Origin of the sequence: Polymorphobacter megasporae (assembly GCF_018982885.2) — a bacterium.
In the GTDB taxonomy this organism is placed as follows: Bacteria; Pseudomonadota; Alphaproteobacteria; order Sphingomonadales; family Sphingomonadaceae; genus Polymorphobacter_B; species Polymorphobacter_B megasporae.
On the sequence record NZ_CP081848.1, the window covers coordinates 3,293,830 to 3,307,652 of the forward strand.

Sequence of the window (13,823 nt, forward strand, 5' to 3'; positions counted from 1 at the left end):
GATTGGCGACGGTTTAACCCCTTGGCGCGCGCGCGCAACCGTTCATCGCGGCGGTGCGGCAGCGGCGGTCCGGCGGAGGAAGGTCGAATAGCGCGGGTTGTCGACCGCGAGACGGGCAAGGTTCGCAGCGGTGAGGGCGGCGAGGAGGCAGGGGGTAGCGGGGGTGAGGGTGCCGTTGCGGAGGGCGGTGCAGACACACGCGCGGAGGTCGGCGGCCTCATCCCATTCTCCCTCGTCATCCCCCTCTTCCCTGTCATCCCCGCGCACGCGGGGACCCAATGTCGCGACAGTTGTGACCTTGGGTCCCCGCGTGCGCGGGGATGACAAGTTGATGGAGGCTAAAGCCGCCACCTCCGCCACATCCGGCCTCGCCACGAGCTCCCGCTCGACGATCGCCAGCGCATTCGCCGCGACCTTCGCATGAAACCCCTCGCGCCCCTCGATCTCGAGCCCGGCGATGAACTCGCGGACCGCCGCGACCAGCTCGCGCGCACTCGGATGTCCCGCCATCAGATGCTCCCGTATTCGATCAGCCACAGCAGGTCGGCGGCGACCTCGGTCACCCGCCGCCCGATCGTCGCGCGCTCGACCGACCGCACCCGCCCCGACAGATGGTCGTCGGCAAGCTGGAGACACGACATCCCCCAGCGCAACGAGCCGTAGACCTCCCAGACATGCGCCTTCTCCGGGTAGACCGCGGCTCCCCCGGCGGCTTCGTATGCGGCGTACAGGTCGGCGCGCTCGCCGAACCCGCCGACCGGAAGCCGCCACTGCCCGAAGCGCCACGCATTGACGCACAGCCAGCCGAGGTCGGCGTGGTGGTCGCCGAGATGCGCGAGTTCCCAGTCGAGCACCGCCGCCATCCCGCGCTCGTCGACGATAAAATTGCCGCTGCGGAAGTCGCCGTGACACACCACCCGCGCCGGGGCGTCGCCGATCCGCTCGCGCAACCAAGCGAAGGCGAGGTCGAACGCCGGCTCGTCGACGCCGAAGCTGCGGTACAGCGCGAACATCGCCGCGCACTGTGCCGCCGCCGTGCCCCCGGCGAGCGGCAGGTGCGCGACGGCGTCGAGAGGGATCGCGTGGATGTGTGCGAGCGCGGCACCGCACTGCACTGTCATCGCCGCCCGCGCCGCCGCGAAGCCTTCGCCCTTGAGCCAGCGCGGCGCAAGGCTTTCCCCCTCGACCCGCGCCATGACGAAGCCGTCGCCGAGATTGTCGTCCGATGCGGCGATGGCGACGACCTCGGCGACGGGCACGCCGTGGTTTCCCGCGATCCGCTGCAGTTCGGCCTGGACCGATTTCGCCATGCCGATCTGGCCTTCGCCGCGCTGGAAGATCAGCGGCCAAGGTGCGCCGTTCCGCGTCGCCTCGACCGCGAAGGTTGCGGAGGACGCTCCGCCCGAAAGGGGGGTGACGCGCTCAACCGCCGCATCGTGCCCGGCGCGGCGGAGGAGAGCAGCGAGCGGTGCAGCGCGGTCAGCACGCATCTAGATCTTCCCCGTCTTCGGGGAGGGGGACCGCGCCCTTCTTGGGGCGTGGTGGAGGGGCGGGCGAGCAAACTCACAATCTGAGTCCGCTCGACCGCCCCTCCACCATCGCAAGAGCGATGGTCCCCCTCCCCGAAGTCTGGGAGGATCTAGAAAGAGGAAGGAGTAAGCCACCGCTCCCCTCATCCCGCCGCCCCGAAGTCGATCCCCGGCCCGTTCCCCGCATACGCCCGCAACAACCGCTTGCCGACGCTGGTGATATGCACCTCGTCCGGCCCATCATAGATCCGCGCCTCGCGCGCATGGCGGTACATGATGTGGAGCGGCGTATCGGGCGTCAGGCCCTTCGCGCCGAACACCTGCACCGCGCGGTCGACGACATTGTGGAGCATCTTCGCGCCGACGACCTTGATCAGCCCAATCTCGACCCGCGCATCCGACCCGGCATCGATCTTCGCCGCCGCATCGAGCGTCAGCAGCCGCGCCGACTGGATTTCGGCCGCGCTGTCGAAGACGAACTGCTGCATCAACTGCTTGTCGGCGAGCTTCTCGCCCCCCGCCCACCGCTCGTTCAAGCGGCGGCACATCAGGTCGAACGCGCGCTGCGCCTGTCCCAGCCAGCGCATGCAATGGAAGATGCGCCCCGGCCCGAGCCGCATTTGCGCGATCGCGAACCCCTGCCCCCGCGGCCCGAGCAGGTTCGCCGCCGGCACGCGAACGTCGTCGTAGGCGACCTCGTAATGCCCGCTCAGCCCGTGATGCAGCCCGAGCACCGGCGTATCGCGGACGATGCGGTAGCCCGGCGTGTCGGTCGGCACGACGATCATCGAGAACGCCGCATGCGGGGCCGCGTCGCCGCTTTCGGTCCGGCACATCACCGTCGTATACGCCGCCCCCGCCGCGCCGGTGGTGAACCACTTGCGCCCGCGAATGACCCAATGATCGCCATCCAGCGTCGCGGTCGTCTGCAACTGCGTCGGGTCGCTCGACGCGACATCGGGCTCGGTCATCGCAAAGCTCGGGAAGATCGTCCCCGCCACCAGCGGCAGCAGATATTTCTCGCGCCACTCCGGCGCAGCGTAGCGGTCGAGCATCAGCGCGTCCTGCAACGAGTGGGTCCCCAGCGCGACCATCGCATGCTGGCTCCGCCCGATCACCTCGTTGACATGGACGTAATCGAGGAACGGCATCCCCTGCCCGCCGATCGCCACCGGATGCCCGAGCGCCCACAGCCCCTCGGCCTTGGCAGCCGCCATCAACTCAGCGAGCTTCGCCCGAGCCGCGTCGGGCGCCCCGTTGTCGAGCACGTCCTCCGCCGGATAGACGCGCTCCTCGACGAACGCCTTGACCCGCGCGCGCATGTCGACCCAGTTCGGTGCAACCATCGCCTCACTCCCCGTTTTCCGGCGAGGTTAGGCCGCTGCGGTCAGAACGCAACGCCGGGGGTGTGGGAAGGCGAACTCCAGCCAAATGGTCTGTCGGCCCTCGCGATCGCGACTGCTCGATTGCGATCGGCTCGGCAGCCGGCGCGAACGGTCGCGCGGCCCAACGACTATGCGCGGAACGACTGGTCGCGCGTCATCCGTCCGCGGGACCCATCGCCGCTCGAGCCTCTTTCAGCGCCACGAACTCAGCCTCGAGATCAGCGATCACGCTGCGGTTGTCGAGCGCGTCGCCGATACTCGGCCCCGCGCGCAGAACCTCCAATTGCTGGCGGATCGCCTCCATCGCATCGGCCATCTGCTGGCGCAGCGGCTTCTCTGATTCCGACATGAGCGACGAGCCTTGCAAGGTTGGCAGCGGCGCATCGTTAGCACGAAACGGGGTTTGCAAAACCATGAACGGGTGGGAGCTTTGAACACCCCTTCCCGCGCCGCACCGCCTCGGCTAACCCGCAGCCATGACCAACATTCTCCTCACCGGCAGCACCCGCGGCATCGGGGCCGCTGCGCACGCCGCTCTTATCGCCGCCGGAGCCACGGTGGTCGGGCACGGCAGCCGCGACGGCGACGGCCCCGACACGGTAACGATCGGGGCCGACCTCGCCGAACCCGGAGCGGGAGACCGGTTGTGGGACGCGGCGCTCGACCGGCTCGGCGGGCGGATCGACGTGCTGGTCAACAACGCCGGGGTGTTCGAGGCCGCGCCGCTCGCCGATGCCGCCGCGTGGGAGACCGCATGGGAGCGGTCGTGGCGGATCAACCTCCAGGCCGCCGCCGACCTGTCACGCCGCGCGGTCCTGCATTTCCAGGAACACGGCAGCTTGGATAAGAAGGGCCGCGACGCCTCGGGAGTCGCCGGTCGCATCGTCAACGTCTCGAGCCGCGCCGCCTTCCGCGGCGACTCGCCCGCGCACTGGCACTATGCCGCCGCCAAGGCCGGGATGGTCGCGATGACCCGCAGCATCGCGCGCGCCTATGCCGCCGACGGCATCGTCGCCTTCGTCGTCGCCCCGGGGTTCACCATGACCGGTATGGCCGAGGAATTCCTCGCCAGCCGCGAGGGCGGCAAGGTCATCGCCGACATCCCGCTCGGCCGCGTCGCCAGCGCCGCCGAGGTCGCCGAGACGATCCGCTGGCTCAGCCTCGACGCGCCCGCGTCGCTGACGGGGGCGGTGCTCGACGTCAACGGGGCGAGCTATGTCCGGTAGCGGGCGCATCGATCGTAAGCGAGTAAATGGCGGCGAAGCGGATGGTAGCACCCTGCTCAACTTTTGGTCGTCATCCCCGCGCAGGCGGGGACCCATCATCCCGAATGTCTTGGTGATGGGTCCCCGCCTGCGCGGGGATGACGGCAGTGTTATGGGCGACCGCTGAGTGCCCCATTCCCCTGTGCCCGCCCCCTCCCCGCCACTCCCAACCAGCCCCGCCAGCGGCTATCGCGTCCGCCTCCCCGCAACCCGCGCCGAAGCCGAGGCCATCCCCTTCGCCGAAGACGCGTTCCCCGACCGCGAACCGCCCCCCACCCTCCTGACCGACGAGCCCGACCCGTCGCGCCCCGACGACTGGACCCTCGACGCGTATTTCGTCGACGAGCCCGGCCCCGACGACATCGCCCGCCTCTACGCCCTCGTCCCCGCCGCCGCGCCGGGCAGCGCGACGGTCGAACCGATCGCCGACACCGACTGGGTGACGCTCAGCCAGTCGGGCTTCCCCCCCGTCCGCGCCGGGCGGTTCGTCGTCCACACCGCCGCGCACGCCGACGCGGTCCGCTCGAGCGACATCGGCATCGCCATCGAGGCGGGGCTCGCGTTCGGCACCGGCCAGCATTTCACCACCCACGGGTGTCTCGCCGCACTCGATGCGCTGGCGAAAACGCATCGCTTCACCCGCGCCGCCGACCTCGGCACCGGCACCGGCGTCCTCGCCATCGCCATCGCGAAGCGCTGGCCGCGCGCCACCGTCGTCGCGAGCGACATCGACCCGGTCGCGACGATCGTCGCGCGCGCCAACCTCGCCGCGAACGGCGTCCGGCAAGGGCGGGGGCGCGGCGCGATCGACCTCGTCACCGCGCCCGGAGTCGAACATCCCCGGCTGCGCCGGCGGTTCGACCTCGTCACCGCTAATATCCTTGCTGGCCCGCTGGTCGCGATGGCGGGCCCGGTCGCCGCAACGCTTGCCCCCGGTGGCATCCTCGTCCTCGCCGGGCTGCTGACGACGCAGGCCCGCCGCGTTGCCGCCGCCTACACCGCGCGCGGTTTCCGGCTGGTCGAACGGCTCGACCGCAGCGAATGGCCGACATTGGTGCTCGAACGCGGCTGAGCCGGATGTGCGTTCGGCCGCAACCGCGGTTCGGTTCGAAGTTCGGCCTTGTGCGGGCCTATGTGCGCGCGACAAAGCTGCGCCGATTCAAACCGCTCCGGCGATTTCCTGCCATGCCGCTTCGTCGATCACCGTGATCCCGAGCGCCGCCGCTTTCGCTGCTTTAGACCCCGCACCGGGACCAGCAATAACCAGATCGGTCTTCGCCGACACCGATGCCGCGACCCGCGCCCCCAGCCGCTCGGCCTGCGCCCGCGCCTCGTCGCGGCTCATCGTTTCGAGCGTGCCGGTGAACACGACAATCTTGCCCGACACCTGCGACGCCTCGGTCGCATGGACAAGATCGGCGACCGTGATCGCCGCGAGCAGGTCGGCGACGAGATCGCGGTTATGCGCCTCGGCGAAGAAGTCGGTGATCGCCTCGGCAATCTCGGGGCCGACCCCGCCGACCGCGAACAGCGCCGCCAGCTCTCCGGCGCGCCGCTTGCGGAACTTGTCGTCGGTCTCGCCGATCACCGGCACCGCCGCCTGCAGATGCTCGAGCGCCGCCGCGACCCGCTCGGCAAAGCCTTGATATGTCACGAACGCCCGCGCCAGATCGCGTGCGGTGACCTCGCCGACGTGGCGGATGCCGAGCCCGAACAGGAGGCGGTCGAGTGGCACGTCGCGCCGCGCCTCGATCCCCGCGAGCAGGTTGTCGACCGACTTCGCCTCGAACCCCTTGCGCGCGACGAGCGCATCGCGGTGATCCCTGAGACGGAAGATATCGGCCGGAGTCGTGATCAGCCCCTCGCCGACGAACAGCTCGATCCGCTCCGACCCGAGTCCCTCGATGTCGAGCGCGCGCCGCGACACGAAGTGCCGCAGCCGCTCGATCCGCTGCGCCGGGCAGATCAGCCCGCCGGTGCAGCGCCGCGCGACCTCCCCCGCCTCGCGCACCGCAAGGCTGCCGCACGCCGGGCAGACGCCTGGGAAAACAAAGGCTTCGCCGCGCGGGGCGTCGCTCGGCACCGGGCCGAGGATCTGCGGGATGACATCGCCGGCGCGCTGGAGTTCGACGATGTCGCCGACGCGGACGTCCTTGCGCGCGATCTCATCCTCGTTGTGGAGCGTCGCGTTGGTCACGATCACCCCGCCGACGCCGACAGGTTCGAGCCGCGCGACCGGGGTCAACTGCCCCGTCCGCCCGACCTGGATGTCGATCGCGAGCAGCGTCGTCGTCGCGCGCTCGGCGGGGAATTTATGCGCGAGCGCCCAGCGCGGCGACCGCGCGACCTGCCCAAGCCGCGCCTGCCAGTCGAGTCGATCGACCTTATAGACCACCCCGTCGATGTCGTACGGCAGCTCGGCACGGTCGATTTCGATGCTGCGATAGACACTTAGCGCGTCGTCGACGGTATCGCAGACCTTAAGGCGATCGCTTACCGGAAAGCCCCAGCCGGAGATCGCCGCCATCACCCCCGCCTGGGTGTCGCCGGGGACGGTGCTCATCTCGCCCCAGCCATGTGCGAACAAGCGCAGAGGCCGCGCGCGCGTCACCGCGACGTCGAGCTGGCGCAGCGACCCCGCCGCCGCGTTGCGCGGATTGGCGAACAGCCGCTGCCCCGCGCTCGCCTGCGCCGCGTTCAAGGCGAGGAAGTCGGCCTTCGACATATAGATTTCACCACGCACCTCGACGATCGCCGGCGCCCCATCGGGCAGCCGCTGCGGAACGTCGCTGACCGTCGCGAGGTTGGCGGTAACGTCCTCGCCCACCGCCCCGTCGCCGCGCGTCGCCCCGCTGACCAGTACGCCGTCGCGATAGACGAGCGACACCGACAACCCGTCGATCTTCGGCTCGGCGGTTATGGCGACGGCTTCGTCATCACCAAGCCGGAGAAACCGTCGGACCCGTGCGATGAACTCGACCACCTCGTCATCGGCGAATGCATTGTCGAGACTCAACATCGGGCGGGAGTGGACGACCTTGCCAAACCCCGCCGCAGCCACAGCCCCGACGGTTTCGGACGGCGAATCGGCGCGCTTCAGGTCTGGATACGCCGCCTCTAGCTCGGCGTTGCGCCGGACCATTGCATCGTAGTCGGCATCGCTGATCGTCGGCGCGTCGTCGCGGTGATAACGCGCGGCGTGCTCGGCTATTTCCGCCGCGAGACGCGCGAGTTCGGCGGCGGGTTCGGCAGGTTGAGCGGTATCTTCGGCCATGAACCGGCTTTAGCAGCGTATTTCCCCGTGCGGGAGAGCAAGACCGGTCAGGACAGACCCGCGCGCGATCCGCCATAGAGCCGGCATGGACACGCCGCCGCACCCCAGCCTGATCGCAGTCGTCGACTGGATCGAGGCGCATCTCGACGAGCCGCTGACGCTCGACGCGATCGCCGATCATTCGGGGCGGTCGCCGTATCACTTCTCGCGGCTGTTCACCGCGCGGATGGGCCGCAGCGTGATGACGCATGTCCGCGGGCGGCGGCTGATCAGGGCCGGCCAGCGCCTCGTCAACGACCCCGATGCCCGGCTGATCGACCTCGCCTTCGACTGCGGATTCGAATCGCAGGAGGCGTTCACCCGCGCTTTTCGCCGCGTCTTCGGGGTCGCTCCCGGACGCTTTCGCCAGGGTTTCGCCCTCACTCCGATCGAAGGACAATATCCGATGACGATGCCCGACACCCACCACGTCGCCGCCGCTGTCACCCTCCTGCCGGATCTCGTTGCAATCCCCGCCTTCGTCGTCGCAGGGCCGTCGAGCCGCTTCGATGCGTCGACCAAGGCCGCGATTCCGCACCTCTGGTCGCGGCTGATCGGGGCGCTGCCGTTTGCTGGCCAGATCGATAGCTGGGCGACATTCGGCGTCGTCTCCGAAGCCGACCGCAGCGAAAGCAGCTTCGATTATATGGCGGGCGTCGAGATCGTCGCCGACGCGGCCGTGCCCGAGGGCTTCGCCGTCATGCCAATCCCTTCAGCGACTTACGCGGTGTTTCGCATCGTCCTCAACGGCGGCCCGGTCCACCCGCAGGTCAAGGCGGCGATGGCGGCGGTGTGGGGCGAGTTGATCCCGGCATCGGGGCTGACGGTCGCCGACAGCCCCGACTTCGAGCGTTACGACGGCAAATTCGCCCCGATTAAGCCTGGGGCGACGATCGACTTTCATGTTCCCGTAGCGGTGTGACCGCCGGGATCAGGCGAGCGCGAGCAGCCGCGCCGCCTGCGCCCGCGCTTCGTCGGTGACCTCCGCCCCCGACAGCATCCGGGCGATTTCCTCGCGGCGTTCGTCCGCGTCGAGCGGGGTGACGCCGGTGCGGGTGACGGTGCCGTCGACCGACTTGGCGATGCGCCATTGGTTCGCGCCGCGCGCCGCGACCTGCGGCGAGTGGGTGACGACGAGAACCTGCGTGGTTCCCGACAGCCGGGCGAGCCGGTCACCGATCGCGCTCGCCACAGCCCCGCCGACCCCGCGATCGATTTCATCGAAGATCATCGTCCCCGCCGTTCCGGTTTCGGCGAGCGCGACCTTCAGTGCGAGAATGAAGCGCGACAGCTCGCCCCCCGAGGCGATCTTCACGAGCGGGCCGAACGGCGCGCCGGGGTTGGTCGAGATTTCGAACTGAACCGCATCGGCTCCGCCGGCCCCCTCGGAAGCCGCCGCGATCGCGGTGCGAAAGCGCGCGGCGTCGAGCTTGAGCGGGCCAAGTTCGCCGGTCACCGCGGCGTCGAGCCGGGCGGCGGTGGCGATCCGCGCGGTGGTCAGGGCCGCCGCCGACTTGACGAATGCCGCCTTTGCCGCAGCCATCGTCTTCGTCAGCGCGGTTAAACCCAACTCCCCGGCGTCGATCGCCGCTGCGCGCGCGGCGAGGTCTGCGGCGAGCGCGGGGAGTGCGTCGGGGTCGACGCGGTGCTTGCGCGCCTGCGCGCGCAGTTCGAACAGCCGCGCCTCGGTCGCGTCGAGCTGCTCGGGAGCGAAACTGAGCGCGAGACCGGCGGCGGCGAGCGCGTCCTCGGCCTCGCTCGCCTCGATCACCGCGCGATCGAGGCTCTCCAGCGCACTAGCGAGCAACGGGTGCTCGGGAGCGAGCCGGTCGAGCCGCCGCGCCGCCTGCCGCAGGCTCGCGAGACCACCGTCCGACCCAAGAAGATGCGTTGTCACAGCGTCGAGATCACCCGCGAGCCGCGCACCCTTCTGCATCGACGATCGCGCCTCGGCGAGTTCGGCCTCCTCCCCCGGCTGAGGTGCCAGCGCGGTCAATTCGGCCACCGCATGGTCGAGCCACTCGCGGTCACGCTGCCCCGCCTCGAGCGCGACCTTCGCCGCCTCGAGCGCGGCTTCGGCAGCACGCCACGCGGCATAGTCGGTGGCGACGGATTTAACCTCGACGGTCAATCCGCCAAATGCATCGAGCAGGTCACGGTGGCCACGCGGATTGAGCAGGCCGCGATCATCGTGCTGGCCGTGAATCTCGACCAATCGCGTGCCGAGTTCGCGGAGCAACGCGACCGACACCGGCTGATCGTTGATGAACGCGCGCCCGCCGCCGTCGGCTGCGATCCGCCGCCGGAGGATGATGTCGCCTTCATGATCGAGATCGTTGTCGTCGAGTAGCGCGCGCGCGGGGTGCGACGCGCCGACACTGAAGCTCGCGGTGACGCTGGCGAAGGCGGCGCCCGAACGAACGAGGCCGGCATCACCGCGCGCGCCGAGCGCGAGACCGAGGCTGTCGAGCAGGATCGACTTGCCCGCCCCGGTTTCACCAGTGAGGACGCTCAGTCCTGCGGCAAAGTCGAGGCGCAAGGCTTCGATCAGGACGACGTCGCGAATATCGATGGCGGTTAACATGGCCGCGAAATCCCAACGCTGTCGGCACCGAGCCGCAAGCGCACATCAGTCACCGAAGCGCGCCACGGGCGCTCAGGCACCGAAGCGCGCCACAGACGCTCAGGCACCGAAGCGCGCCACGGGCGCTCAGGCACCGAAGCGCGCCATAGGAGCTCAGGCGACCTTCTTGGTCATCAGCGTATAGCTGTGCTTGTACCACTTGGTCCCGGGATAGTTGTAGCCGAGAACTGCTGCGGCCTTTTTCGCTTCCTCGGGCAGGCCGAGCGCGAGGTAGCATTCGACGAGCCGCTCGAGCGCCTCGGGGGTGTGGCTCGTCGTGTTGTAGGTGTCGATGACGGTGCGGAAGCGGTCGACCGCGCCGATGAACTGCTTGTTCGCCTGATAATAACGCCCGACTTCCATCTCCTTGCCCGCGAGATGGTCGCGCGTCAGGTCGACCTTGAGCCGGGCATCGGCGGCGTATTCCGAATTGGGGTAGCGGCGGATCAGTTCCTGCAGTGCATCGAGCGCCTTCAGGGTGATCTTCTGGTCGCGGTCGACCGACGTGATCTGCTCGTAATAGCTGACCGCGACGACGTAATAGGCATATGGTGCCTCGCGGCTGCCGGGATGGAGCGAGATAAAGCGCTGCGCCGACAGGATCGCCTCGTTGTAATCCTGGCTGACGTAATAGCTATACGCCGACATCAACTGCGCCCGTCGCGCCCAGACCGAGTATGGATGCTGGCGCTCGACCTCGTCGAACTGCGCGGCGGCGAGCTTATACTGGCGACGGGCGAGCGTCTCCTGCGCCGCGGTGTAAAGCGTGTCGACGTCGCGCGCGACGTACGGACGGTCTTTCTTCGCCTTGGTCGAGGCACAGCCGCTGAGCGCGAGCCCGACGGCGAACGACGGCAGCAGGACGAGACGAAGCACGCGGGACTGGATCATGTTCGTGTCCTTAGCCGATGGGCCGGGGGGTGCCAAGCGGCTCTCCCCGCGCCGCTTTGACGACCTCGATAATCGCGTCGGCGACGGCATCGGGGCGGTCCCTGGGGATCAGATGGCCGGTCCGCTCGACCGTCCGCCGCACGCCGATCGTCGAGTGTTCGGCAAGTTCCTGGTGCAGTCCGGCCCAGACGCGATCGGCGACGCGGCGCGAGGGATCGGGCAGCGCGGCGTTGGTGTCGCCCGCGGTGAGGACGATCAACGGCAGCGCGCCATAGCTCGACCGGCCGCCTGCGACCTCGTCCGACGTTGCACCCCACAGGCTGTCGAGTTCAGCGACCTGCGTCTCCCACGTCGCGATCGGGGTCGCGGCGGCGCATCTAACGAGCTTGGGATCGGGCGACGGCAGCGCATGCGCCTTGGCGGCGGCGAGGCACGCTGCGGCGCGGTTGCGAATCCCGGCGGTGCTGCCCGCGCCCGGACCGAACACCGCGCTGAGGCGCTTGTCCTGGTATTCGACACTCGGGTCGACGAGGACCATGCCGACGACGTCGCCCGGACGGCGATCGGCGAAGACGCGGACGTATAACCCGCCCGCCGAGTGTCCGGCGACGACGAACGGCCCGGCGATCTTGAGCGCGCGGAGCCCCTCGTCGAGATCGCGGGCGATCGCGGCGCCGTCGCGCGGCGCCGGGCCGCCATCGCTGAGCCCAAGGCCGGCGCGATCGTAGCTGCAGACGCGGGTGACCAGTGCGACGAGCCGCTCGACCTTGCTCCAAGCGAGCGACGACGCTGCCCAGCCGCCTTCGAGGAGGACAGTCGGAGTGCCGCTCCCTGTGCAGCGGAAGGCGAGGTGTCGCCCGTCAGGCAAGCGGGCGAGTTGCACCCCGGGGTCGGCGAGGGGTGCGGCGGCGGTGACGGTGACGGTCAGGACAACGGCGAGCGCCGCCGCGCAACCCAGCGCCGTCATCCGCGCGATCGGGCGCCCAGGCCTAGGAGCGGAAATACGGGACGACCTCGCCCTGCTGCTTGATCGTGATCGGATTGCCATAGCGGTCCTTCGAGCCCGCGACGGTCAGCCGGACCCAGCCTTCGGAAACGCAATACTCGTCGACATTGGTCCGCTCGACGCCCTTGAAGCGGATGCCGATGCCGCGCTCGAGCATCGCCGGCTCGTAATGCGGACTGTTCGGGTTGTTCGACAGGCGGTCGGGCGGGGTGTCGACGATCGCGGCTTCGGGGGTCGCAGCGTCCGGATTCGCCGAAGCGGCGTTCGGCGTTTCGGTGCCGGTCGTGGTCTCGATGGTTTCGTCGGTCATGGTGGCGGGCCTTCGGATCGAATGATTGCGCGTGATAGCCAGTTGGACCGGCCTGCGCTACTATCGCCGCATGGCCGAGGATTTCGTTCGTCACAAGCAGGCATGGACTTCGGAAGAGGTCGCCAAGCTCCATCGCTTTTCCGAGAAGGGGATGTCGGTCCGCGCGATCGCCAAGGCGCTGACCCGGAGCGAGGAGTCGGTCAAGGCGCGGGCGAAGGAAGATTCGCTCAAGCTGGCGAAGCTGCGTTAGCCCTGCTGCGCTCCGCTCAGGCCGGGCGCAGCCCGACTGTCTTCAGATGCTCCCACGGCCCGTCGAGATACCGCCACACGTCGATCCCAACGACATCGAAGCGCCACGGCTCGAACCCCTCGGACAACGCCGCCAGCGTCGCCCGCGCCACCTCGGGCGTCACCTTGTTCTGGATCGTGACGTGCGCGGCGAGGCGGTGGCGGTCCTGCGGGATCAACAGCGGCTCCCACGCCTCGGATAGGTCGTCGTGGAACGCCGACAGCCCCGCCGACCGCAGAACATAAGCGACCCCGCGGCCGAGCGAGCGCAAGCCAGCGACCTCCACCTGCGGTGCCGGATGCTCGCGCGCCATGGCCTTAAGCCGCTCGACGACGGCGTCGAATTCGCTCCCGGGAATCTGGTGGAACAACGAGATATGCGCCGGCACCCGATTGAGTGCGGGCGGGAAATGCGCGCGGCGCAGCGCCTCGAAACGCGCGAGCATCGCGTCATCGGGTCGCGCAGTGATCACCAACGGTCGGAAATCGGTCATTGCAGCTCCGCAATGTCTGTACCAAGTGGAACCCAGCGGAAGGCGTAACGTTCGCTCGTCACGATTACCTCCTACTCAAGTCGCTAATCGCCAGCCACTCCCCCAAACAAAGGATGTCCATCATGGCCAAGAAGCCCAGCCCCGCCCCCAGCAGCGAAGCCCAGCCGCAGTACAAGGTCGAGTACCGCGAGATCCAGCCGTACGGGACGCTCAAGGACCTGCCGATCGCGCTCGAGGGCAATGCCCGCGCTCAGTCGGTCGAGACGCTCAACCAGATGCTCGCCGACACGATGACGCTCCGCGACATGTATAAGAAGCACCACTGGCAGATGTCGGGGGCGACGTTCTACCAGCTCCACCTCCTGCTCGACACGCACTATGAAGCGCAGGCCGAACTCGTCGACATGATCGCTGAGCGGATCATGGCGCTGGGCGGGATCAGCATCGCGATGGCCGCCGACGTCGCTGAGATGACCAAGATTCCCCGCCCCCCGAAGGGCCGCGAGGACGTTCCGACCCAGCTGTCGCGGCTGCTCGAGGCGCACGAGATCATCCTGCGCCAGGCGCACGAGGGTGCCGATGCCGCCGACGAGTCGGGCGACGACGGCACGAATGACCTGCTGGTGTCGAACATCATCCGCACCGGCGAACCCCAGGTCTGGTTCATCGCCGAGCACCTGGCTGAGACCACGCTGGTCCGTTCGGACCGCTAACTGAAT

At 68.9% G+C, this 13,823-nt stretch carries 15 protein-coding genes; 5 read left to right on the plus strand and 10 right to left on the minus strand.

The genetic code is table 11. The features are described 5' to 3' along the window. Positions 1-42: 42 nt before the first annotated feature. The 4 genes from KTC28_RS15430 to KTC28_RS15445 all read right to left on the minus strand — a co-directional run bounded on the left by KTC28_RS15430 (position 43) and on the right by KTC28_RS15445 (position 3,329). Positions 43-510, minus strand: coding sequence for a DUF6285 domain-containing protein (locus tag KTC28_RS15430; RefSeq protein ID WP_216708018.1), 468 nt, complete (start codon positions 508-510; stop codon positions 43-45). Next, on the minus strand, positions 510-1,490 hold the full coding sequence (locus KTC28_RS15435) for a phosphotransferase family protein (protein ID WP_216708019.1): 981 nt from the start codon (positions 1,488-1,490) through the stop codon (positions 510-512). The genes KTC28_RS15430 and KTC28_RS15435 overlap by 1 nt, the downstream gene beginning before the upstream one ends. A gap of 182 nt (positions 1,491-1,672) precedes the next feature. Next, on the minus strand, positions 1,673-2,875 hold the full coding sequence (locus KTC28_RS15440; protein ID WP_216708020.1) for an acyl-CoA dehydrogenase family protein: 1,203 nt from the start codon (positions 2,873-2,875) through the stop codon (positions 1,673-1,675). Between the two features lie 193 nt (positions 2,876-3,068). Next, positions 3,069-3,329: a hypothetical protein gene (locus tag KTC28_RS15445; protein ID WP_216708021.1), complete on the minus strand. Its 261-nt coding sequence runs from the start codon at positions 3,327-3,329 to the stop codon at positions 3,069-3,071. Between the two features lie 61 nt (positions 3,330-3,390). On the opposite strand from KTC28_RS15445, the gene KTC28_RS15450 reads away from it, so the two are divergent. Further along, positions 3,391-4,140: an SDR family NAD(P)-dependent oxidoreductase gene (locus tag KTC28_RS15450; RefSeq protein ID WP_216708022.1), complete on the plus strand. Its 750-nt coding sequence runs from the start codon at positions 3,391-3,393 to the stop codon at positions 4,138-4,140. A gap of 166 nt (positions 4,141-4,306) precedes the next feature. Next, on the plus strand, positions 4,307-5,251 hold the full coding sequence (locus KTC28_RS15455; RefSeq protein ID WP_255602077.1) for a 50S ribosomal protein L11 methyltransferase: 945 nt from the start codon (positions 4,307-4,309) through the stop codon (positions 5,249-5,251). Positions 5,252-5,338: 87 nt separating this feature from the next. On the opposite strand, the gene ligA is transcribed toward KTC28_RS15455, so the two are convergent. After that, positions 5,339-7,453, minus strand: coding sequence for an NAD-dependent DNA ligase LigA (gene ligA / locus KTC28_RS15460; RefSeq protein ID WP_216708023.1), 2,115 nt, complete (start codon positions 7,451-7,453; stop codon positions 5,339-5,341). Positions 7,454-7,538: 85 nt separating this feature from the next. Between ligA and KTC28_RS15465 the strand changes: the two genes are divergently transcribed. Then, the gene (locus tag KTC28_RS15465) at positions 7,539-8,414 is read left to right on the plus strand and encodes an AraC family transcriptional regulator (RefSeq protein WP_216708024.1); all 876 of its coding nucleotides are present in this window, start codon (positions 7,539-7,541) and stop codon (positions 8,412-8,414) included. Positions 8,415-8,423: 9 nt separating this feature from the next. On the opposite strand, the gene recN is transcribed toward KTC28_RS15465, so the two are convergent. From recN to KTC28_RS15485, 4 genes are all read right to left on the minus strand, one after another. Further along, complete coding sequence (gene recN, locus KTC28_RS15470) at positions 8,424-10,076, minus strand: DNA repair protein RecN (RefSeq protein ID WP_216708025.1); 1,653 nt, start codon at positions 10,074-10,076, stop codon at positions 8,424-8,426. Between the two features lie 153 nt (positions 10,077-10,229). After that, positions 10,230-11,006, minus strand: a complete 777-nt coding sequence (locus tag KTC28_RS15475; RefSeq protein WP_216708026.1) for an outer membrane protein assembly factor BamD — start codon at positions 11,004-11,006, stop codon at positions 10,230-10,232. 10 nt (positions 11,007-11,016) lie between these two features. Beyond that, the gene (locus KTC28_RS15480; RefSeq protein WP_216708027.1) at positions 11,017-11,973 is read right to left on the minus strand and encodes an alpha/beta fold hydrolase; all 957 of its coding nucleotides are present in this window, start codon (positions 11,971-11,973) and stop codon (positions 11,017-11,019) included. A 22-nt stretch (positions 11,974-11,995) separates the two neighbouring features. Continuing rightward, a complete protein-coding gene (locus KTC28_RS15485; RefSeq protein WP_369426557.1) occupies positions 11,996-12,322 on the minus strand; it encodes a DUF3297 family protein in 327 nt (108 codons plus the stop codon). Positions 12,323-12,392: 70 nt separating this feature from the next. Between KTC28_RS15485 and KTC28_RS15490 the strand changes: the two genes are divergently transcribed. After that, entirely contained in the window at positions 12,393-12,572 is a 180-nt protein-coding gene (locus KTC28_RS15490; RefSeq protein WP_216708181.1) for a hypothetical protein, read from the plus strand. Between the two features lie 16 nt (positions 12,573-12,588). Here KTC28_RS15490 and KTC28_RS15495 read toward each other — a convergent pair whose 3' ends face one another. Further along, a complete protein-coding gene (locus tag KTC28_RS15495; RefSeq protein WP_216708028.1) occupies positions 12,589-13,104 on the minus strand; it encodes a 2'-5' RNA ligase family protein in 516 nt (171 codons plus the stop codon). 122 nt (positions 13,105-13,226) lie between these two features. Here KTC28_RS15495 and KTC28_RS15500 point away from each other — a divergent pair, with 122 nt between their 5' ends. Beyond that, positions 13,227-13,817, plus strand: coding sequence for a Dps family protein (locus KTC28_RS15500; protein WP_226896023.1), 591 nt, complete (start codon positions 13,227-13,229; stop codon positions 13,815-13,817). The last annotated feature ends 6 nt before the right edge of the window (positions 13,818-13,823 follow it).